Annotated in this window: 28 protein-coding genes and 1 pseudogene; 21 read left to right on the top strand and 8 right to left on the bottom strand. The window is 68.7% G+C overall.

The genetic code is table 11. From position 1 onward, the window contains the following. The 8 genes and pseudogenes from ACZ7M7_RS41715 to ACZ7M7_RS41750 all read left to right on the top strand — a co-directional run. A pseudogene (locus tag ACZ7M7_RS41715) lies at positions 1-237 on the top strand (N-acetylmuramoyl-L-alanine amidase); the annotation flags it as partial. A 263-nt stretch (positions 238-500) separates the two neighbouring features. Beyond that, positions 501-1,007, top strand: a complete 507-nt coding sequence (locus ACZ7M7_RS41720) for an endonuclease VII domain-containing protein (protein ID WP_472126833.1) — start codon at positions 501-503, stop codon at positions 1,005-1,007. Further along, complete coding sequence (locus tag ACZ7M7_RS41725) at positions 995-1,378, top strand: hypothetical protein (protein WP_472126511.1); 384 nt, start codon at positions 995-997, stop codon at positions 1,376-1,378. The genes ACZ7M7_RS41720 and ACZ7M7_RS41725 overlap by 13 nt, the downstream gene beginning before the upstream one ends. A 76-nt stretch (positions 1,379-1,454) precedes the next feature. Beyond that, entirely contained in the window at positions 1,455-1,799 is a 345-nt protein-coding gene (locus ACZ7M7_RS41730; protein ID WP_472126514.1) for a hypothetical protein, read from the top strand. 688 nt (positions 1,800-2,487) lie between these two features. Next, on the top strand, positions 2,488-2,799 hold the full coding sequence (locus tag ACZ7M7_RS41735) for a hypothetical protein (RefSeq protein ID WP_472126517.1): 312 nt from the start codon (positions 2,488-2,490) through the stop codon (positions 2,797-2,799). 30 nt (positions 2,800-2,829) lie between these two features. Beyond that, positions 2,830-4,908, top strand: a complete 2,079-nt coding sequence (locus ACZ7M7_RS41740; RefSeq protein ID WP_472126519.1) for a hypothetical protein — start codon at positions 2,830-2,832, stop codon at positions 4,906-4,908. Between the two features lie 53 nt (positions 4,909-4,961). Beyond that, positions 4,962-5,126 carry a hypothetical protein gene (locus ACZ7M7_RS41745; RefSeq protein WP_472126522.1) on the top strand — a complete coding sequence of 55 codons (165 nt, stop codon included), beginning with the start codon at positions 4,962-4,964 and terminating at the stop codon, positions 5,124-5,126. A 103-nt stretch (positions 5,127-5,229) separates the two neighbouring features. Next, the gene (locus ACZ7M7_RS41750) at positions 5,230-5,487 is read left to right on the top strand and encodes a hypothetical protein (protein WP_472126524.1); all 258 of its coding nucleotides are present in this window, start codon (positions 5,230-5,232) and stop codon (positions 5,485-5,487) included. A 58-nt stretch (positions 5,488-5,545) separates the two neighbouring features. Here the strand turns inward: ACZ7M7_RS41750 and ACZ7M7_RS41755 are convergent, their stop codons facing one another. Both ACZ7M7_RS41755 and ACZ7M7_RS41760 read right to left on the bottom strand, forming a co-directional pair. Continuing rightward, positions 5,546-5,794, bottom strand: a complete 249-nt coding sequence (locus ACZ7M7_RS41755; RefSeq protein ID WP_472126526.1) for a hypothetical protein — start codon at positions 5,792-5,794, stop codon at positions 5,546-5,548. An 11-nt stretch (positions 5,795-5,805) separates the two neighbouring features. Continuing rightward, positions 5,806-6,231 (bottom strand): type II toxin-antitoxin system Phd/YefM family antitoxin, encoded by a 426-nt coding sequence (locus ACZ7M7_RS41760; RefSeq protein WP_472126528.1) that lies wholly within the window; start codon positions 6,229-6,231, stop codon positions 5,806-5,808. A 146-nt stretch (positions 6,232-6,377) separates the two neighbouring features. Here ACZ7M7_RS41760 and ACZ7M7_RS41765 point away from each other — a divergent pair, with 146 nt between their 5' ends. The 3 genes from ACZ7M7_RS41765 to ACZ7M7_RS41775 are packed head-to-tail and all read left to right on the top strand — an operon-like array spanning position 6,378 to position 9,235. After that, a complete protein-coding gene (locus ACZ7M7_RS41765; protein ID WP_472126531.1) occupies positions 6,378-6,596 on the top strand; it encodes a hypothetical protein in 219 nt (72 codons plus the stop codon). A 51-nt stretch (positions 6,597-6,647) separates the two neighbouring features. Next, positions 6,648-7,790 (top strand): site-specific integrase, encoded by a 1,143-nt coding sequence (locus ACZ7M7_RS41770; RefSeq protein ID WP_472126534.1) that lies wholly within the window; start codon positions 6,648-6,650, stop codon positions 7,788-7,790. Next, the gene (locus ACZ7M7_RS41775) at positions 7,787-9,235 is read left to right on the top strand and encodes a GIY-YIG nuclease family protein (protein ID WP_472126537.1); all 1,449 of its coding nucleotides are present in this window, start codon (positions 7,787-7,789) and stop codon (positions 9,233-9,235) included. Before ACZ7M7_RS41770 ends, ACZ7M7_RS41775 begins: the two co-directional genes overlap by 4 nt. Positions 9,236-9,292: 57 nt before the next feature. Here ACZ7M7_RS41775 and ACZ7M7_RS41780 read toward each other — a convergent pair whose 3' ends face one another. The 6 genes from ACZ7M7_RS41780 to ACZ7M7_RS41805 all read right to left on the bottom strand — a co-directional run bounded on the left by ACZ7M7_RS41780 (position 9,293) and on the right by ACZ7M7_RS41805 (position 12,131). Continuing rightward, entirely contained in the window at positions 9,293-10,147 is an 855-nt protein-coding gene (locus ACZ7M7_RS41780; protein WP_472126539.1) for a hypothetical protein, read from the bottom strand. Positions 10,148-10,410: 263 nt separating this feature from the next. Beyond that, positions 10,411-10,761: a hypothetical protein gene (locus tag ACZ7M7_RS41785; RefSeq protein ID WP_472126542.1), complete on the bottom strand. Its 351-nt coding sequence runs from the start codon at positions 10,759-10,761 to the stop codon at positions 10,411-10,413. Positions 10,762-10,771: 10 nt separating this feature from the next. Further along, a complete protein-coding gene (locus ACZ7M7_RS41790; protein WP_472126545.1) occupies positions 10,772-10,972 on the bottom strand; it encodes a DUF6011 domain-containing protein in 201 nt (66 codons plus the stop codon). A gap of 114 nt (positions 10,973-11,086) precedes the next feature. Then, positions 11,087-11,548, bottom strand: a complete 462-nt coding sequence (locus tag ACZ7M7_RS41795; RefSeq protein ID WP_472126548.1) for an XF1762 family protein — start codon at positions 11,546-11,548, stop codon at positions 11,087-11,089. Further along, a complete protein-coding gene (locus ACZ7M7_RS41800; RefSeq protein ID WP_472126551.1) occupies positions 11,545-11,763 on the bottom strand; it encodes a hypothetical protein in 219 nt (72 codons plus the stop codon). The genes ACZ7M7_RS41795 and ACZ7M7_RS41800 overlap by 4 nt, the downstream gene beginning before the upstream one ends. 8 nt (positions 11,764-11,771) lie before the next feature. After that, the gene (locus ACZ7M7_RS41805) at positions 11,772-12,131 is read right to left on the bottom strand and encodes a hypothetical protein (protein ID WP_472126554.1); all 360 of its coding nucleotides are present in this window, start codon (positions 12,129-12,131) and stop codon (positions 11,772-11,774) included. A 223-nt stretch (positions 12,132-12,354) separates the two neighbouring features. Here ACZ7M7_RS41805 and ACZ7M7_RS41810 point away from each other — a divergent pair, with 223 nt between their 5' ends. The 10 genes from ACZ7M7_RS41810 to ACZ7M7_RS41855 all read left to right on the top strand — a co-directional run bounded on the left by ACZ7M7_RS41810 (position 12,355) and on the right by ACZ7M7_RS41855 (position 20,286). Then, entirely contained in the window at positions 12,355-12,876 is a 522-nt protein-coding gene (locus ACZ7M7_RS41810; protein WP_472126557.1) for a hypothetical protein, read from the top strand. Positions 12,877-12,995: 119 nt separating this feature from the next. Further along, a complete protein-coding gene (locus ACZ7M7_RS41815) occupies positions 12,996-14,042 on the top strand; it encodes a Rad52/Rad22 family DNA repair protein (protein ID WP_472126835.1) in 1,047 nt (348 codons plus the stop codon). Next, the gene (locus ACZ7M7_RS41820; RefSeq protein ID WP_472126560.1) at positions 14,042-14,230 is read left to right on the top strand and encodes a hypothetical protein; all 189 of its coding nucleotides are present in this window, start codon (positions 14,042-14,044) and stop codon (positions 14,228-14,230) included. Before ACZ7M7_RS41815 ends, ACZ7M7_RS41820 begins: the two co-directional genes overlap by 1 nt. Next, positions 14,230-15,555 carry a DNA cytosine methyltransferase gene (locus ACZ7M7_RS41825; RefSeq protein ID WP_472126563.1) on the top strand — a complete coding sequence of 442 codons (1,326 nt, stop codon included), beginning with the start codon at positions 14,230-14,232 and terminating at the stop codon, positions 15,553-15,555. Before ACZ7M7_RS41820 ends, ACZ7M7_RS41825 begins: the two co-directional genes overlap by 1 nt. Before the next feature lie 97 nt (positions 15,556-15,652). Continuing rightward, complete coding sequence (locus ACZ7M7_RS41830) at positions 15,653-15,970, top strand: hypothetical protein (protein ID WP_472126566.1); 318 nt, start codon at positions 15,653-15,655, stop codon at positions 15,968-15,970. Between the two features lie 42 nt (positions 15,971-16,012). Continuing rightward, positions 16,013-16,309: a hypothetical protein gene (locus ACZ7M7_RS41835; protein ID WP_472126568.1), complete on the top strand. Its 297-nt coding sequence runs from the start codon at positions 16,013-16,015 to the stop codon at positions 16,307-16,309. Continuing rightward, entirely contained in the window at positions 16,306-17,001 is a 696-nt protein-coding gene (locus ACZ7M7_RS41840; protein ID WP_472126570.1) for a WhiB family transcriptional regulator, read from the top strand. The genes ACZ7M7_RS41835 and ACZ7M7_RS41840 overlap by 4 nt, the downstream gene beginning before the upstream one ends. Next, positions 16,998-17,405 (top strand): hypothetical protein, encoded by a 408-nt coding sequence (locus tag ACZ7M7_RS41845; protein WP_472126573.1) that lies wholly within the window; start codon positions 16,998-17,000, stop codon positions 17,403-17,405. The genes ACZ7M7_RS41840 and ACZ7M7_RS41845 overlap by 4 nt, the downstream gene beginning before the upstream one ends. A 737-nt stretch (positions 17,406-18,142) precedes the next feature. Then, positions 18,143-18,607 (top strand): DUF6221 family protein, encoded by a 465-nt coding sequence (locus ACZ7M7_RS41850; protein ID WP_472126575.1) that lies wholly within the window; start codon positions 18,143-18,145, stop codon positions 18,605-18,607. A gap of 383 nt (positions 18,608-18,990) precedes the next feature. Then, entirely contained in the window at positions 18,991-20,286 is a 1,296-nt protein-coding gene (locus ACZ7M7_RS41855) for a helix-turn-helix domain-containing protein (protein WP_472126578.1), read from the top strand. Positions 20,287-20,297: the final 11 nt, after the last annotated feature.

A 20,297-nucleotide genomic window follows, 5' to 3' on the forward strand; every position in this document is an offset into this window, starting at 1 on the left:
GGCACCCCCTGCACCTACACCGGCGTAAAGCCTGTTGAGGCCGCATTGGTGGATGCCGGACTGCTCAAGAAGCCGCTCCTGGACGGCCACTTCGGCTCCGCCACCGTCAACGCGTACGCCGCCTGGCAGCGCTCCAAGGCCGGCGGCAACTACCGAGGCAAGGCCGCCGACGGCATCCCCGGCCGCGCTTCCCTCGAACGACTCGGCGACAAGTACGGCTTCGACGTCGTCGCCTGACCACCCCTCACCACCCATTCATTAAGGAGATATCCGTGGACACGCAAATCCGGAGAGGGCGCCCTGAGGCTTACTCAGGGCGCCTGCCGGATGGGCATATTCGGCAGAATGCCATGGAAATCGTCGGTAGAATTGCCGACATGAAAACGTGTGACGTATGCGGCTCTCCTTTCGCCCCCAACACTGCTTGGCAGAAGCGTTGTTCGAAGAAGTGCAACTCCATCGTCAGCAATGCTAGGAAGCGCGACAATTCCGGGGTCAAGATGTGTCGGACCTGTCGCCGGAACCTGCCAATCGGGAACTACCTTCCCGCGCATCGTTCCTGCACGGAGTGCGAGACGCTCCACGACGCCAACCGCAAGCGGTGCAAGTTGTGTCAGGAGGTCAAGGACCTCTCTTCCTTTCACAGACGGCCCAACCGGGAGCATTCCTATGAATCTCGGTGCAAGGATTGCCGATCCGGAGATGCGAAGAAGAGGAACGCCAAACCTGAGATTCGCGCGCGCTATCAGGACCTTCGATACCAGCGCTTGTACGGAATCAAGCTGTCCGAAGTCGAAGACATGAAGACACAGCAGCGTGGCCTATGCGCCATATGCGGTGTCAAGCCGGACGAGTCTCTGTACGTGGACCACGATCACTCGACAGGGCAGGTGCGGGAACTTCTGTGCATGCACTGCAATTCCCTACTTGGTCACAGCTTCGACAACATCGAGGTCCTCAAGAAGGCCATCGAGTACGTAGAAAGGCATAGATCATGCTCCGAATAATCGGGCGAGAGCCCGTCTACATCCTGGGCTTCGTCGCTGTGGCCCTCAAGCTGGCCTCGGCCTACGGCCTGGACGTGTCGGCGGAGCAGCAGGCCGTCATCATGGCCGTCCTGTCCGGCGTCGTCGCCCTGGTCGAAGCGATCGTGTTGCGCACTGGCGCCGCGGCGGCCGCCATCATCAACCTGGCCCAGGCCTGCCTGGCGCTGTTCCTGGGCTTCGGACTGGACATGACCGCCGAGCAGCAGGCCCTGTGGATGCTCGTCGTTGAAGGTGCCGTCGCCGTGTTCCTGCGCCGCGAGGTCACCGCCCCGGTGCAGGCGCTGCGGATCGAGAAGTCCAGCCCGCTCGAGAAGACCCCGACCGCGGTCTGATGCACGCCGGCATCACACCCTCCGTCACCGCGCAGCGGACTGCGACCGCTGCGGAGTCCTGAACTTAGGAGCCGCCATGAGCGACGAGCCGACCAACGGTGAGCTGGCTCGTCGCCTCGACGCCGGGTTCGACGACCTGAAAGAGGACATGCGCGCCATCACGGCCCGCCTGGACACCAAGGTCGACGCAAGCCTGCTGGCACTCCAGCAGCAGGCACAAGACGACCGGCATCAAGCGCTTGAGACTCGCGTGAACTCCATTGAGGGAGATCGAGCCCGCGAGGCAGAGCGGCGTCAACAGGAACAGCGCGAAATGGAAACGCGGCGGGCAGGCGACAAACGGCTCGTCCTGACCGCTCTCGTAGTCCCCCTATTGCTCCTGCTGCTGCAGGTGTACCTGGCCAGTAAGGGGTCGAACTGACGTGAGGGAAAGCCCGGCAGCATCCCGCAGACGCAGAAGGCGATCCGATGCCGTCTGGGTCTGCGGGGCCACGCTGCTTCTGCTGGTACTTGGTTGGATCGTCGTGACGATGCGGGACCTTTCCGAATCTCTGCACAACGCACAGCGGGCGCGGGACGCCTTAGCGCAGCAGGTGCGGGATCTCGGTGGCACACCGGTCACCGGACCGCGGGGCGAGCCCGGACAGGACGCCACCGGATCCCCCGGCGAGCAAGGCCAGCCAGGGGAGCAGGGCAAGCCGGGCAGTACCGGTTCTCCCGGGCCGGCCGGTTCTCCTGGCCCCACCGGCCCTGCAGGCGTTCCGGGGGTCCCTGGTTCGCCGGGACCGACCGGCCCCGCTGGTGTACCGGGCCAGCCTGGTGAGCCCGGAGCTCCCGGCCAGAACGGAACCAACGGCCAGGACGGGCAGGACGGCGCTGACGGCCAGGACGGCGAGGACGGGCAGACCTGCCCGGACGGCTACACCCTCCAGCCCGACCCGAACGACGGCGACAACCTCGTATGCCGCCGCCAAGGCGCCACCACCACCCCCAGCCCAAGTGGCAGCCCTCCAGCATCCGCATCGCCCTCCCCATCGGACACCGGGCTCCTCGCCAGCCTGCTGCGCTTGCCCGGCACCTGAACCCCCGCTTTGTGAAAGGAGACCGCTGTGGCCGCACCCGTATCACTCAGACGCTCCCGCCATGACAGCACCCCTGTCATCGCCGTCGTGGTGGTCCTTGTGCTGATCCTCGCCAGCCTCCTGGTGTGGCAGTCCCTCCAAGCCCAGGAGCGGCTGACCACCCTGCGCTCCGGGCAGACCACCGGATCCGCGCAGCGCACCGACACCCAGCAGCTCACGTGCGCCCTGTGGGCCGTTCTGCGGGATGACTCCACCCGCGACGTACCCGCCGACGTCCGCACCGCCGCGGACAAGATCTGCGCCAACGTGCCCACCCCCACCCCGTCCGAAAGCCCGTAACCGGGTCGTAGCGAGAAGAGAGCAGCAGCGATGACCACGGTGACCGGAAAGCTGATCGGCGCGGCCAATGCGCAGCGCGTGGAGATGAAGGCCACGTTGGTCGACGTCACCGGCAAAGACGCGGTCGGCTACGTCGCCAGCGTGCCCGGCGAACTCGTACGCCCGGTCCCCATCACCGCCGAGTCGGACGGGGACTGGACGGTCACGCTGACCGCGAACTCGCTGATCGAGTCGGATGCCGGGGACACCCTGTGGGCGATCCAGGAAGGCCGGGCGAAGGACGGCACCCCGAACACCACCTACGTCGTCGTCCCCGCAACCGGCGGCCCGTACTGGGCAGGAGAGATCCGCGCCGACCTGTCCGACACGATCACCGGCGGCGGCACTGTCGTCTACCTGCCCGGCCCGCAGGGCGACACCGGCCCCACCGGACCGGCTGGCGCAACGGGACCGGCAGGACCCAAGGGTGACACCGGAGACACCGGCCCCCAAGGCCCCGCCGGCGTGCAGGGAGAGCAGGGGGAGACCGGACCGCAGGGCCCCGAAGGCCCGCAGCCCGAACTCGGCGCCGCCGGGGCAGGAGCGGACATTGCGCTGCGCTCCACCGACGCCTCCACGACCAACGCGCGCACCCCGACCGCGCACGCCGCCTCCCACGCCTCCATCGGCTCCGACCCGATCACCCCCGCCGCGATCGGCGCCGAACCCTCCGGCACCGCCGCCACGCTCATAGCCGGGCACACGGCGGCCGTCGACCCGCACGGCGACCGGGCCGCCGCCACCAGCGCCCTCACCACGCACGCCGGAGACACCACCAGCGTCCACGGGATCGCGGACACGGCCGTCCTCGAGACGACCAGCGGCGCGCAGGACAAGGCCGACGCCGCCGAAGCAGCAGCCACCACCACCGCGGCCGCCGACGCCACCAGCAAGGTGACCGCGCACACTGGTGCTGCTGACCCGCACGGCGACCGGTCCTGGGCCGACAGCAAGTTCGCCACCAGCACCGCCCTCGGCGTCACCAACGAAGCGGTCACCGACCTCGACGGGTTCGTCCAGGACTGCCTCACCCGCGTCTCCGCAATCGAGAACGGCACCGCGTTCCTCGCCGCACTCAACGTCGCCGGGAACGCGCAGGTCGCCAACGGCAACCTCACCGTCACCGACTTCGTGAAGGGCTACCGCTTCCGCGTCGACGGCGACGGCCTGGACCTCGAAGCCACCGGTAAAGACCTGATCCTCTCCGTGTGGTCGGGCACAGGCTTCAACGGGACCCAGCACAGCTTCGACCGGTATGCCTTCGACGCGGACGCTGCCCAGCACGCCGGCCGCCGCGAGTACGTGACGGGCCTGTACGGGGGCGCTGTCCACACTATCGACCCCACCACCGGCGTTGCCGCGCTCGGCGCCCGCAACAGCCTCGCCAACATCCGTCTCACCGGCCGCCGCGCCACCGCAGGCCCGCCCACCACCGGCACCTGGGACACCGGCGACACCGTCCAGGACTCGGCAGGCACCTGGTGGCTGTGCACCGCCAGTGGAACGCCCGGCACGTGGATAACGCCGGCCGCGCCCGGCAACGAGTGGACGCCCGCCGACCAAGGCCTGGCCGGATGGAGCTTCGACCCAGCCTCCTGCACCACCACCGGCACCACCCTCGCGGCCGGCTTCATCTACCTGGTCCAGATCATCCTGCGGGCGCCCGCCACCCTGACGAAGGTCAACGCGGTGATCGGTACGGCCGGCTCTGGGCTGACTTCGGGTCAGTGCCTGGCGGGCCTGTACGACACGGCCGGGAACCGGGTCGGGATCACCGCCGACATGTCGACCACGTGGAACAGTGCCGGGAACAAGGCGATGACCCTGACCGCCCCGTACGACGCCCCGGCGGGAAAGCTGTACGCGGCGTTCCTGCACAACGGGACCACCTCGGCGACGTTCGCCTGCGGGAGCACGCTCGGCGCCAACTTCACCCCGGGCAACGCCAACCTGGCCGCCGGGGCGTACCGGTTCTGCCGGTCGGCGGCCGGGCAGACGTCGCTACCATCGACGATCACCCTGTCCGGGTACACACCCGACGCAAACAACGTGTGGGCGGCCACCAGCTGACGCCGGCGGTTCCCGCTCCGGCGGTGTCGTCCGCTCGTACGTACGATGGCGGCATGCTTCCCACGGACAGACCCAAGCCGCCCGCACCGACCTGCGCACCCGCCCTGGTGGGCCCGTGCGTCAGCTGCCACGAACCCACCCACCGGTACGGCAACGGCGGCAGCCCCCTCTGCGCCGTGTGCCGGGTCCCTGTGGAAGCCGCTCAGCAGAAGCGCTGACCCCCTGTTGTCAGCCCTCGGGCGTAGCGTTGGGGCAGTTCCGGACTGCCGTGGGCCGCAGGGGCTCGCACGCGCCAGGTAGTCCCTGCGGGGAGGAGGCCCTATGGCCAAGTTCAAGTTCAACGACCGGGCGATCAAGAAGGCAGTCAGCCAGGGCGTTGGGAAGATGGCGGACGACCTGACCCGGGCCCTGAACGGGCTCACGGCCCACTACGAGGGCAGGTCACTGGAAGAGATCAAGCCGGAGATCCAGCGAGTGTGGGCCAAACACTCGGGCGGTGGCAGCATCACCGACCCGGAGCTGACCCAGTTCGCTGAGCAGATCCAGGCGGGCGGCCGGGTCCAGGTCCGCATGAAGTAGCGTGCATGACGGTGCCCCGGCTGCTTACCTCAGCCGGGGCACCGTCACGTCCGCACTGCTACACCGTGACGGCCAAGGCATCTCGGCCTGTATCCGTCAGGTACAACAGGCGCTGCATGCTGGGCAGTAGATCGTCGTCATACACGGCCCAGCCATTGTGGACGACCTGGTCCACCGTACTGGCGTTGAGGGTCTGCCCGTCGTAGGCGACGACCACCCAGGAGCCTCGTTCCAGTCGGTATGCGCCACCGGTGAGTAGATGTAGTAGCACGGTGGCCTGTGGGCGAGTTGGCATCAGAGCGGGCATGATCGGTGTCCTTACTTCTTGATAGCTCGGGCTCGTGTGGCCGCGATGCGCTCGGCCTCCTGGCGGTCCATCAGCTGCTTGGTGTGGTCGTCGGCGGGCTCCAGCGACACGCCCACCGTGGCCCCAGTTACCTCGGACAGGTGCCACTGGACCTCCGTGACGTCCCATGTCCCTTCGTCGGCGTCGTCGTTGTCCAGCACCCAGACCAACTGCTCGCCGGTTCGCGGCAGGGCGGGCAGCACGCAGAGTCGTTCCGTGTGCGGGAAGTACAGGGTGACCTCCACGCCGCCGCCGGGCTTCACCGCGTCGGCGGGCCCGACGACGGCCACGGCGCGACCGTGCCGTGTCAGTCGGACGATCTGGCCGGTGTCGCGGACGTGGTCGGCGATCTCGCCGAGTTTGGCGCGGGCGGCCTCGATGCCGTAGGCGTTCTCCATGAAGCAACCTTAAGGACTGTAAGGATATGATCGCAAGGTGTTCGCCGACCGAACCGCGCTGAGTGGCCCGCGTTCTGATGCGGGATAAGCTCACATGCCATGCAGCAGCGGGGAACGGTCGCAGGCTGCGACGCCAGACTGTCGGTATGAACTCTCTTCCCCAGGCCGCATCGAAGGTGCAGGCTGCCGAGTATGTTCTCGTTGTCCACCAGCGCGCCACCATAGAGGCCTGCCTGTGCGGCTGGTCCGAGCTGGGCAAGTCCTTCGCCGGGCATCAGGCCGTCATGCTCCGTGAAGCCGGACTGTTGCCCGACGAGCCGGAGGCGGCACGTAAGCAGGGCAACGACGCCTCTGGCTCCGGATAATGTTCCATCGTTAGAGCGTTCGCGGATCAAGGCAGGGGAGCACCCACACCCATGGACGAACACGACCTCAAGGTGGTCGATGCCGAACTCGTCGACGACAACCTCCCCGCCATCCGACAACCCGAACGTCTCGTGCCCGGGTCCGCCGACGACCCCGACGCCTGGCTTCCTCCCGAAGCACAGGAAGACGTCAAAGCCGGCATCGCCGACGCCACCCGCACCGCCTACGAAGGCCACTTCAAGGAATTCGCGAAGTGGTGTGCAACAGAAGGCCGCAGGTACCTCCCGGCAGCGGGCGACAGCGTCTCCGCCTACATCTCCCACCTGACCCGCACCCCGCGACAGAGGACCGGCCGCCCGTACGGGCCCAACACTCTGGACGGCATCATCGCCGCCATCCGAACCGTGCACCGCGACCGCAAGCAGCCCGTGCCGGAGACCAAGGGCGCCCGCCAGGTCGTAGCTGGTTACCGCAAGCGGCTGTCCGAGGCGAAGGATCCGGCCGCCCGGCCGAACCGGGTTGCCCCGGCCAAGCGCGAACTGCTGCGTCGGGCCGTCAGCGAACTGGACCGAACCACGCTGGCCGGGAAGCGGGATGCCGCGCTCCTGCTGCTCGGGCACGCCTGCGCCACCCGCGGCGGCGAACTGGTGCTGTGCGACATCGAGAGCGTCACCCCGGACCCACAAGGACGCGGCTTCCTCGTCAACGTCTACCGGAGGAAGCTGAAGAAGTGGCAGGACGTCGACGTGTTCTACGACGAGGACGAGCACCTGTGTGCGGTGCGCGCCACCTACGCCCTGATCCGCGCACTCGCCGACGAAGGCCACACCGAGGGACCGCTGTTCCTCCGGATGGATCGGTGGGGCTATCTGGCGCCCCCGATGCAGCGGGACGGCAAGCCAATCGGCGACCCGAGCGGCCGCATGACGCTGGAGGCCGCCTCGGACATTGTGCAGCGGGCCATGGAGCGGGCCGGCCAGCCCGGCCGGTGGCGCTCGCACTCCCTGCGCCGCGGCTTCGTCAACTCCGCCCGGGAGGCGGGCGCAGACATCGTCGACATCGGCCGACACGGCGGCTGGGCCGACGGCTCCAAGGCCCTGCTCGGCTACATCGAAGAGGCCGACGCCTTCAGCAGCAGAAACCCACTGGCCCAGATCAATGAGGCAGAACGCAAGAGACGGGGGAACACATGACCACCACCAGCGCGACCGCAGCGACAGGAACCGTTTACGCCCTGATCGACCCGCGCGACGGCTCCACCCGCTACATCGGGCAGACCACCCGCCCGCTGCCCGTACGCCTGGCGGGCCATCTCACCTCCCCCGCTCCGAACGTCGCAGCGTGGATCACCGAGTTGCGGGCCGCCGGCGTGAAACCCGACATCGCACCGGTACACCGGGACGTCCCAGTCAGCATCCTCCTGCGTCTCGAGCGCGAGGAGATCACCCGCCGACTCCTCGAGGGGGAACGCCTCCTCAACGGCACGGCGACAGCCGACGCCCGCAAGGTCCTAGCGCAGGCCAAGCAGAAGAAGGCCGCAGCCCGCGTCCGCGCCGCCTGGCAAGACGCCGCCCACCGGACCAGGGATAGCCTGGGCGGTCCGCTGCCGCCTGGGAACATACCGGCCGCTCCGTTCCCCGACAGCGTCTGGCAGTACATGCCCGGCCTCTGGCAGGCGCAGGCCACGGTAGAGGAGGCGCAGGCCAGCAGCACCAAGCCCTTCGATGACGACCTGTGGCGGCTGAAGCAGAAGGTCATGGACTCCGACAAGCGGCTGTCAGCCAAGCTGTGGGACAGCATGCAGGCTGGCTGGTCGTCCGTATGCGGCCGCGATGACAGGTTGGCCAAACGCCTCGAGGCCGCAGTCGGTGGGACGGTCAGCATCTCGTGCGCATCCCTTCAGGATGCGACCCGACTGGTGACGTTGGGCCCGTGGTGCCTGATCGCGGTTGCCCCATGGGCAGCCCTGGCCCAACGCGCCGAACTGCCTCTGTTCATCGACGACTTCGCCGCGTGGGTCACCGACCGGCCCGAAGTGGAGGAGGCATTGCGCTTCATCGACCGGCACCGCCCGGGCTTGCTGGAGCAGCTCGCCGACGGGGAGCACTACAACGACCGGCTGAACCCTTCGGTCCACCTCGTGGCCGCAGCCGCAGCCCACACCCCGTTCGACCTGGCACCCGAGCTGACCGCCACCGTGACCCGCGCCCTGCGGGAGATGGCCCGCAACCAGATGCTCACTCCGCAGATGGCCGACCTGCTCGCCCAACTGGACCGGACAGCACTGGACGACGTATTCGGCGAGGACCTGGCCGCCTCGGCCGACGCCTCACTCTCCCTGCCACCGGGGACCGCCGCAGACGTCATCCGTCACCTCCTGGCGACCTCGCACGGAAACTACGGGGTCCTGGACCGCGTCCTCGCCCGAGCGGCAGGCAAGCTACCCAGCAAGCCATACCCGAACTACGACACCTGGGCCGGTCCAGGTGTGGTCGTCACGCAGGCCGTTGTTGAGACCCTCTACGCGGCGGGCCTGGTGTCGGGCCCCGGCGTGCCGGAACCTGCCGAGGCGGAAGCAGCGGCGCGCGCCCTCTGGGCCTGCGACCTCGAGAGCATCGGCCAGCACGACCTCAGCTAGCCGCACGGGGCTCGCCCGCCGGTGGCGGTGTCTAAGATGTCCTGATTTCCTGGCCGGTTAGTCGTCCTTCGGGCGCTCTCGCTTCCCGGTGTGGGCGAGCGCGTCCGCGGTGACCGGCGGCCGGCGCTGCGCCAGAACGGCGCGCAGGGCGGCGATCTCCTGTACGAGCATGTTGGGGTAGCGGGAGACGATCGGCTTGCCGCCCTGGCCGATGATGAGCGCATGCACGCCGTCCGCGGGGGTGATGCGGGCGGGCAGGTACTCGCGCAGGGCTTCGGAGGCGAGCAGGCCCAGGGTGTGCTTGGGGCCGACGTTCTCGTGGTCGTCGGGGGTGCGCACGTCGAACGTGCCGTCGGGCTGCTCGTACAGGTGCCGCATGTCGAGGCGGACGACCTCGCCGGGGCGCAGGCCCTCCAGCAGCAGGTAGGCGATGAGCCGGTCACGGAGGTAGTGGCGGCGCTGCTCGGGCCCCCAGCCGCCCACCGCGGACAGGAACGCATCCCGCTCCTCTTGGGACAGCTTGCGGGGCTCGCCCGGGTCGCGGTCCACGCCGGAGCGCAGGTCCAGCAGGTTCGGCACGCCCTTGACCAGGCCGCGGGCGTGTGCGGCGACGTAGAACTGGGTGACGGAGGTGATGCGCCCGTCGTGGGAGCCGCACACCTCGGGGGCCGTCTGCACGAGGTAGGCGAGGGCGTCGGGGCCGTCGAAGGGCCGGCCGTCCAGGTGCGGCTTGAGGTAGTCGTCCTCGGACCACTTCGCGACGTGGCGGATGTCGGCGTGGTAGGGGTGCACGCCGTTCTTCTCGCACCAGTCCAGCCAGGAGGTCACCTCGGGCCGGTAGCGGCCGTGGATGGTGTAGGGGCGCAGGGTCCCGGAGGCGAACCAGTCTTCGAGGAGGGCGCGGGGGTCCATGACCCCTCATTGTGCCCGCCCCACACCAGAGATCAAGTTTCTACCTACCCTCGGACCCTACCCCCACTAGGGGAGGTCGCGGGCGCGAGGCCTGCGCTGGACCACCCGTTGTACCGACACGGTCGGCTGGGTGGTCGTGGCCGAGGGTAGGTAAAAGTGCAGATGAGGGTGCTAAGGCGGGCTCTTCCGGGCCCCTCTCGAGGTCGTGAGAGAACGCTATGACGGAAACCGGGGTTTGTCTGAGCCGCCATCCCCCTGGCGCGTCAGGGGCAGCCGATCGCGATGTGCGGCCACTGGCTCGGCGCGGCCTGGCCGACGGTGTGGGCCGCGAACGCGGCGGCATCCCGGTACCAGCGGGCCCGGCACACGTACGCCTGGGCGCCCTCGGCGCGCAGCACCTTCAGGTAGTACAGGCCCGGACCGTCGATGCCCCGGGCGTAGTCCCGGATCGCCGTGCGGGCCTGATCCCGGGTGGCGTCCGGCAGGATCAGGTCGGCGCTGCCCGTGCCGTTGTCCTGGAACCGGTTGGCCACCGTGTACGTGCGGTCGCTGGAGCAGCCGGCCACCGCGAGGGCAAGGGCCGCCGTGATGACGGCCGTAGTGCGGGCGTTCATGGTCCCCCGTTCACAGGCCCGGTATCGGGTCCTGGTCGATGTCGAAGCGTGCGCTGGCGTGCCGGGGCTCGGGATCGCATTCGGGTCCGAGTTGGCGCTGCCGCGAGATTTTGTCCGTCAGTTCCCGCCCGCAGCCGATCCCGCGGCACCACACCCGCCGGCGCTGGCCGGGTACGGGCCCGGTCAACGTCTCCTGCTGCTCAGATGCCATGAGTCCAGTGTGTTCCGTGGAAGGGCTGGTGCGTACAGAGAACCGGATCTACAATCGCCGTACGCAATCGGTGTCTCAGGCCGTCAACCCTCGTGGGTGGGCGGCCTTCGTCGTTCAGGCTGTCGCTTCCCACAGGGTCCGCGGGATGTGGTCCACTCCGCGCGATTGGCGGGGCCGACTCGGTACGTCCCAGCCCGGTCGTGCGGGGCGCTCCGCGATGACGCGCCAGCCGGATGCCCGGAGGCTGGCGCCGCTCTCTCCGGTTTGCGTGTACGTGATGAGTCGCGTGTAGCCGAGGGCCTTGGCCGCCCGCCATGCAGATGCGTAGAGCATGGAGTTGGCGTTCGCGGTGCCGTCCGTGGCGGTGCGGGTGACCTCAAGGGTGCGTCCGTCGTCGTACATGCGGGCCACGGGCCGGCCGACGATAGCGACGCCGTGTAGGACACCGTCGTCGTCGGCTACGCCTATGGAGAACTTGCAGCCCACAGGCGGCCGGTGGTGGCGGTGCCACATGGCCACGTAGGCGGACGCGTCGCGGAACCGGACGGGCACCAGGTGCAGGGAGGTGGTGGTCATGTTCGGCTGGTCTCGGCTTCATGCGCGTCGCGCTGACGGTCCCCGCCGAATCGGTCGTGGGATTCACGGAGGATGTCGATGAGCCGTTTCGTGGCTTCGAAGGCGTCGGGCGGGTAGGCGTCGAAGTCGTCAAGGAGGTCGGCGATCTCGTTCTCGTCGATCTCAATGTGGATGCGTCGCTCGCCGTGGCGGTGGTTGGTGTAGATGCGGTCCATGCGGCCTCCTACGCGGCAAGAGAGTGGGCGGCCTGCTCGAACAGCCGGGCCGCGGTCAGGTCCTTCGGTCGGTACACCGACAGGCGGGCGGCGAACGCGGCGCGGTCGTAGAGCTTCGTGGTGACCACCTTCCGGGTACGGCCCTTCAGTTTGATCTGAGTGTGACCGGTTGCGGTGGGGGTGGTTCCCCGGGAGAAGGCTCCGGCGTAGCGCTTGGCCGTCTGGTCGTCGATGCCGGCGGATACGAGGTGGGTGCGTGCGGTTTGGGGTGCACCGGTGGCGACGGCCTTCACCGCGTGGCGGGTGGCGCGCTGGCTGCGGGTCCGGGTGCGGATGGTGCGGCGGGCCTGGCGGCTGCTGGCCTTCATCGTGGTGTCCCCCTCGTGTGGTGCGGTGGTTCCACCATAGACGGTGCACCATTGCAATGCAATGGGAACGGGGGTAGTGTTGTGGTTGTCGGGGAGTCACCCCGGCCGCCATACCACCATGGCGTTGCAATGACAGATAGGAGACACTGGCGTGCGACATGCCCCCACGCGCCCGCCCGGCCGGTCTCGGAACGGGCGGCGCCCGCCGAGAGGACCCCGCCTCGTGCCGCTGCAGCCGAGTGACCAGGACCGTGTTGCCCACCTTGAGAAGGCTGCCCAGCATCTGCGGAAGTCGGGTGCGCCGGAGGAGTTGGCCGGCGCGGTGGAGTTCGTGCTGACGGATGAGGGTGCGAGGTTCGTGAACCGGTTGCGCTGGAAGGCGCAGGGGGATGCGAATCCGAACCTGCCGATCGAGATGCCGGAGGGTCTGCGGGATGCGATCAAGGCGTCGGCTTCGGCGGCGGGTGCGAACCTGTCGGCGGAGGCGGATCACGCGTTGACGGAGTTCATTGCCGGGCGGTTCACGCCGGCGCAGCCGGTGAAGGCGGCGCGGGGTACGGCCGGGGTGAAGCGCAACCTGAACGTGCGTCCGAAGGCGTCGCTGCGTACTCAGGCCGATGAGCTCGGCAAGGAGTTGCTGTCGCAGGGTGAGCTGGACTGGGCGCCGCGGGCTTCGCATGTGATCACGTCGTGGTTCACGGACCGGCTCGAGGAGAACTTCAAGGACCCGGTCCGCCGGGCGTAGGGCTTTTCGGGGAGCGGGCTGGCCTGTGACGTGACCGGGCCGGTTTCGCCTCCTCATCACCACTGAACAACCTCACAGGAGACCTCATGGCGCAAGCCACCGAGGCCCCCGCCGGAACGATGGCGGAGGGCCCCACCTCGCACACCCAAAATCAGGCCGGCCGACTGACCGCCCCGCAGCTTCGCCTGCTGCACCGGGGTGTGGACCCGAAGCGGGTCGGTAAGGACGACAAGGGCCACGCCCACATGGAGGCCTGGGACATCACGCGGTATCTGCTGCGGGTGTTCGGGTTCGGCGGGTACGACACGGAGAACCGTGAACTGGCCATGGTTCGCGAGATCGAGATCCCGGGGCAGGGCCAGAATGCCCGTTCCCGGTGGACGGTCGTGTACCGGGCGCAGGTTCGTCTGATCGTGAAGGATGTGGCCGGCCGGGAGATCGGGCACTGGGACGGCGAGGCTGTGGGCGACTCGTACAACCAGCCGAAGATCGGTGACGCCCACGACATGGCGATGAAGACTGCGGCGTCGCAGGCGTTGAAGCGGGCCGCGAAGAATCTGGGTGACCAGTTCGGTCTGTCGCTGTACAACAACGGGTCCCCGGCGCCGGTGGTGGGCTTCAGTGCTGCGCACCCGCCTGTGGAGTGGGAGAAGGTAGCCGAGCCGCTGCCGGAGCCGGAAGACCCGCCGGTGCAGCCGGAACAGGGCTCGACGGAGGAACCGGCTGGTTCGGTTGCCGTGGACCCGGAGTCGTTCCAGCCGCACCCGGACGGGCAGGACTTCGCGAATCAGGCGGCTTTGGCCACGTCCCGGGAAGCCGTGCAGAACGTTGGATCGTTGGTTGAGGGCCAGGGCCTTCTGAACGCGGGTGTGCTCGCGCCTGACTCCGGTCAGCCGGATGTTCTGAGCGCCTACCTGGAGCGCCGGGGAGCCGAGTTGGCGTCGGGTGGCGAGTCCGAGTTCGAGGGCTTCATGCGCCGGGTCCGCAACGGGTGGAAGAGCATCCCGGCCACCCGGATGGCATTGGAAGAGGCCCGCCAGAAGGCCATCAACGATGAGGTCCCGTTCGACGGTGGCCAGCTGCCGGTACAGGAAGTCCTGGAGATCCGCCTGAAGGCGTTGAAGGAGAAGGCCACCCAGGGCGACGGAGAGCGGAGCGCCGCCTGATGGCCGCGACCGAGCGGGAAAAGGAGATCCGCGCCCATGCTCACCGGCTGGCTGCCGCGGGTGTCCGGGACGCCCTGAACATGTGGGACCTGGACACCTACTACTCCGACCAGGCGGACCAGGACGCACTGGAGATGGAACTCGTGCGTATCGCTCAGAGGCTGGAGAAGCAGGGGGGTACTGCCTGATGGCCGCGTTCACCGGGTGGTCCGCCCGGCAGAAGGGCATCGTCCTGGACGGCTGTGCGGGACCGGGTGGATGGTCGGAGGGGATCCGACGCTGGCTCGGTCTGCATGACGTCGGCTTGGAATGGGACCAGAGCGCGTGTGAGACGCGTGCGGCTTCCGGGCACGCCACGGTCCGGGTGGATGTCTCCTGCTTCGTCCTGGGTCCGCTGGTGGGCCGGGTGTGGGGGCTGCTGTTCTCGCCGCCGTGCACGAAGTTCTCGGCCGCCGGTAAGGGCTTCGGTCATCTGGTGATGGACCTGCTGGCGGACGGGATACGGGCGATGCTGCGCGGCGAGGACCGGCGCGTGGTGCTTCGGGAGGAGATCTATCCGGTCGCGTTGGCGGAGCAGGAGCGGGCCAACGCGGAGCGGGCCGAGGAGCGGCGGTGGTCGCGGGCTCGGGTGGAGGCGGCGGCGCGTGATGACGCGTTCGTCACGGTGCTGATGCTGGAGCCGGCCCGCTATCTGCACGCGCTGATGGGCGCCGTGGATCCGGAGGTGCCGTTCGAGTGGGCGGCGTTCGAGCAGGTGCCGGGTGTGCTGCCGTTGTGGGAGGTGTACGCGTCCGAGCTTCGCGGGCTGGGTTGGTCGGTGTGGACGGGGGTGCTGAACGCCGCCGACTTCGGTGTTCCGCAGACGCGCCGGCGGGCGATCCTGATGGCGTCTCGGGTGCGGAAGGTGATGCCTCCGGAGGCCACGCACTACGACCCCAAGGGTGGGGCGATGCTGTGGGGCGAGGAGTGGGTGTCCATGGCTGACGCCTTGGGACTGGACGGTCGGGAGACCGTGAACACTCGTGGGGAGCGGAAGTCGCCGGGTGGAAATGAGTTCTCGGTGGACGGCCCGTCGAACGCGCTGACGGGCAAGGCCAGGTCGTGGACGCTGCACACCAATCGGAACCAGCAACCCGACGGAAGCAGGCAGACGATCGACCCGCACTCCGCACCCGCACCCGCACTGACCAGTAAGTCCGGTGGGCAGTGGGCGTTGATCAGTAACACGCAGGCCAACGCGGCGGTGCGGACGATGGATCAGCCGTCCAGCACGTTGTTCTTCGGGCATCGCGGGAACGCTGTGAACTGGACCGACGGAGAGCAGAAGCGTCCGTTGGAGGAATGGGAGGGCTCGGTCCTCCAGTCGTTCCCGGCGGACTATCCGTGGCAGGGGACGAAGACGAAGCGGTTCGAGCAACTGGGGAACGCCGTTCCTTGCCTGTTGGCCGCGCACGTGGTGTCCGCCACGACCGGCGTGCCGTTTCTGCAAGAGGCCCTGACCCGGGCCGCCTGAACCATCGGGCCCGCTGTCTGCGGGCCTGCCAAGTCCCCTCCCTGGGGCGTTGCATCACTTCATCCACTACGGCCGGAGGGCCGAATCGAGGTTCGTCATGTCTGCTGCTGGTTCGGAGGCGCTGGTTTCTGCGCTGGAGATCGTCGTCGTGCTGGTCGTGGTCGCTGCCGGTACGTGGTGGCTGATCCGCCGGGAGCGCAAGTACGCGACGTCGTACACGCGGCGGCCGGCTGCGGTGGAGCGCCCGTCTGATGAGCTCGCGCTGGATGCGGCCGAGAGGCGAGAGCAGGGCCAGCTGCGTACGCAGGCCGAGTGGAGGACCTGGCAGCCGAACACGGTGGCGGAGGCCTCGGAGGCTGCCGGCTTGCTGGCGGTGGAGAACGCGGCGCGGATCAACGTGCTGCACCACCCCTGATCTGTCCCTTTCCTTCCCCTGCTGTTGGAGGTGATCGCCGCTATGGCGGTTCGAACCGTCACGGCCGCCGCGGTGTTTGCCACCGCGGCGGTTGCCGTTTTGGTGGTGCTGCGCCGGGATCGGCGGCAGCGCCTGGAGGTGACTGCGCAGCGGCTGATGGCCGGCTGTGAGCACCGCGACAACGAGGCCCTGCGTATCCAGTTGGAGGCGTTTCGGGCCCGGATGGACCTCGCTATGGCTGAGCGGGCTGTGGTCGCAGAGGCCGACCGGGCTCTGGACGAAGCGCTCGTCTCCTACTCGATGAACCCGCACAACCCGGAAGGGGGTCCGGCAGCATGACCGGTATCAACGACCCGCGCGCTGCGCACCGTGAGCTGACTGAGCACCGGTTCTACAAGTACCGGGGTTGTGCGCCTGACCCGGATGAGCCGATGACTGTGATCGGGGATCCGTCGCTGACGTTGGATGCGTGGGACGGCCTGGACCTGGATGGGGGGGAGGATCAGAAGGAGCGTCGTGCCAGGGAGGCGGCGGCGAAGGCGGTGTGTGCCGGGTGCCCGGTGCTGGAGTTGTGTTGCGCGCATGCGAACACGGTGACGGCGGAGGGGAAGCTGGCGGAGCCGATGGGGATTCGCGGGGGCCGTACGGCGTTGGAGCGGCATCGTGCGTTCATCGCGACGCGGCACGAGGTGGTGCAGCCGGCGCCGGTGAGCCAGATGCAGACGGAGCAGAAGCTGGCAGTGCTGCGGGCGATGGCGGCGCACGCGGATCCGGAGCGGGTTGCGCGGGCTGCGGGGGTGGATGTGCGGACGGCGAACTGGCAGAGGGCTCGGCTGGTGACGCAGTTGAATCTGGAGAAGTCGGTGTCGCGGTGCGGGCTGCTGGCGGCGGCAGTGCGGGCGGGTTTGCTGGAGGCGTCACTGGTGGTGCCGGATCCGGAGCCTGCGGTGCAGTTGTCGTTCGATGACGTTTCGGACGCGACGGTGCACACGCTGCGCCCGGCGGCCGGGGTGTTGGGGGCGGCGGCGTGAGCGCGGAGGCGGTGGAGGCGGCCACGGAGGCCGGGGGCCAGGTGCTGCGTACGGACGCGGTGCTGGCGGGCCGGGCGGCGTCGGCGGGGATGCACTTGGCGGGCCTGATCGCGAACGGGCAGTTGGCGACGGTGGGTTCGCCGGACAAGCTGCCGCAGGATCTGGAGCCCGATGTGGATCCGGAGGTGGTGCAGCGGATCTGGAACCGGGCGTTGGCGGTGGGGCTGCATGCGGGCCGTAGGTCGGCGTCGCCTGCCTTGTACCGGGATGAGATGGACCGGATGTCGGCGGCTCTGGTGGAGGCCGGGTATCGGGCGATGGGTCGTGCGGTGGCGCGGTCGCGGGCGTTGGTGGCGCCGGAGTTGACGCATCCCGGTGACGGTGAGGTGGGCCGGTCGCGGTGATGGTCGCCGCCCGGAGGACGCGCCCTCGGAGCGGCGACCGGGCCAGGCCGAAAACCTTCCACAGTGCCGGATCCCTGGCCGCGTCCACCGTCCACCAGCTTTCCCACCGCCACGCCGAGTCCGTGGCTCGGTTCCCTCGAAGGGATGACCATGCCTGATCACAGTCGGTTCGACAGGGACCCGGAGGCGCTCGCGTGGGCGCGGGCGAAGGTGCAGGAGGAGGTTGATCGATGCCGGGATGCTTCCGAGCGGGCGCCGCATGTCCTGCGTAGCCAGGCGGAGGTGTGGCGGAGGATGGCCGATCGGATGGAGCGCTTTCTTGTGGGTGGGGAGGGCTGCTTGATCGCTGCGTTCGATGAACGCCTGCCGGGTTTGGCGGGCGTGGGTCCGGGCGGGATCGTCCAACTCCCGTGTGACCGGTAGTACTAAACGACACAAGGGGAAGGACCTGGGACAGTGGCGGCGTCAACGGGTAGGCTGAGCACAGCGCCAGACGACTACTCAGATGGAGTCGATGGCCACAAGACAATAGGAACGGCCCCGCAGTTCTCCGGTTGCGTCAACAACCGGTACGGGGCCGGGCCGACACCACACCGCTTGCGACGATATGAAGGTGCCGACATGGCTCAGAGTACCCGGGGCTTCCCCGGATCAGACAGTAGGACCCGAACCTCCGCCGTGAAGATCACACCGGCGTGGAGCGTTTCGGCCACTGTCCCCACTACACCCCCCGTCGCATGACCGCCGCAGGCGAGGACGTCCTCGCCTGGACGGAGAACGCCATCTCTCTGCGCGAGGCCGCTGCAACGGCCGCCGCAGTGCCGTACGGGGGTAACTGGGTTCAGGGGCTTCCCGAGCAGCACAAGGACCCTGAGATGCACTACGGCTGGGACGCCGACATGGTGTACCTGTCTCAGGACGACCCGTACGTGGCGTACCAGTGCCTGAGCGACGAGATCGCTGCGCTCACCGTGCTGCACGACCCCGAGTCGGTCCTGCGCCGCTGCGCCCGTGACCGGAAGTTGCTGGAGCTGCACGGCAGCCGGGGACATACGTGCCCCGCTTACGACTACGACGGGGACTTGGACGAGCACGCCCGGTTCTACAACCACGAGGTGTGCCCCGTCGTTGAACACCTTGCCGAAGGCTACGGCTGGACGGCAGGGCAGACCCCACCCATTGAGGGAGATCAGGTGACTTAGCGATTCTCCGGCGGGAGGTCCTGGGCCCCTTGGCGGGGGCTTCTCCTCTACCGCCTGGCCGCTGGTGTTGGCGCACCGTGCGCGGCCTACTTCCACGGCTCCGAGTTGGCGCTCAGAGCTAAGGCTCCGGTTTCCCGGAGCGACCTTCAGGTTCCTCACGAACCCAGACCACCCGAATCGGGGGCCCTTTGTGCCTCCACAAGAAGACGGGATCCATAGTGCAGTACGCACCGCCAACTTGTCAGCTTCCCGCTCCCCGTACGAGCGATTCGCGGCTTATCTCCCCCCGCACGGGCGACCACGACACGCACACCCCCACCCCTGAAACCGAACACCCGTGCGACTACAGTGCAGGCCAGGCCGGTCGTGGCGGCAGCCTCCTGGTGACCGCAGCTAGCCAATGGCTGCACGCCACGACCGGCCGCATCGCCACCTGCGCCCACTCCTGGATGACCGCAGTCCACTGGATCGCCGGCTCCGGCCTCTACACCCCGCTGCGCGCCCACGGCCCCAAGTGGGGTCCCACCACCATCGCCATCGCGCAGGAGATCGCCGCACTCAAGGAGTGCAGGCCCGGCATCGACTACCTCGCCCGCAAGTTGAAGGTCGCCGAACGCACCGTGCAGTACCACCTCGGCATGCTCCGGGAGGCCGGCCTGCTCGTGTACCGCAGCAAGGGCACCCGCATCTCCGGTGTCGGCGGCCGGGCGTCCGTCTTCGAGCGCATCATCCCCATCGCCTTCGACGAGGCCCTCGGGATCCGCACGGTCGGCGAGGGTGCAACGCGCCGCCCCGTCGGCGCCGCCCCCGAGTCCCGGACCCTGCTGGGGAAGCTCGCGAAGAAGGCCGCCCGGAAGGCACGCCGCCGGCCCCGCCGCAAGTCTTCTTCGGCCGAACGGCTTTGCACCCCAATGCAGGGTGGTACCTCAACGTCTCCTTCTACCGCTCTCACTCACCTTCCCTCTGAGGCAAAGCTCGCAAGCGGGGAGGGGGAGTCCACCACCGGGAAGGGATCGAAGCGCGGGCCGCGGAAGCTGAACAAGGTCGGCCGCCGCTACCAGCTCGCTGCGCAGTTGATCGCCTCAGTGCCGTGGATGCACCACGCCAACCGGGCCCGCATCGCCTGGATCATCCGGCACGTAGCCGACGCCGGCTGGACGGCCCTCGAGGTCCAGGCCGCCGCCGAACGGCTCCCCGTCCCCGCCCGCGGTGCTGTACGCCCGTCCGGGCTGCTGGCCTCCCGGCTCGCCTCCTGCCACCTGCTCTACGACACGAAGGCCCGCCGCCGGGTGCTGGTGGAGGACTGGCAGGACTCCTGCCGCGCCGAACAGGACCGCCACACCGACACCCACCCCGACACCTTCCAGGGCCCGCAGAGCGCGGCCGCCCGCCGGGCTGTGGACCAGGCGTTCGCCGCGATCCGTGACCGACTCGCCGGCGAGATGACCGCCGTGGACATCCCCGTCGCCACCGCAGCGTTTGCGCTGGAGGACCTGACCCGCGACGAGATCATCGCCGCCCGCGTCGACGCCATGCAGGACCCCGACGTGATCCTGTCCGCGCTGGAGACGCTCGGCGAACGCGACACCCGCCGCCTCTACACCAACCGCCTCGTCGACCAGACCCTCGCCCTCGAGGCCATCAACGCCCGCCGCAACACCTACGCCCCCGCCTTCTGAGGAGAGCCCGC

It is taken from the genome of Streptomyces sp. NPDC111606, from assembly GCF_055656945.1.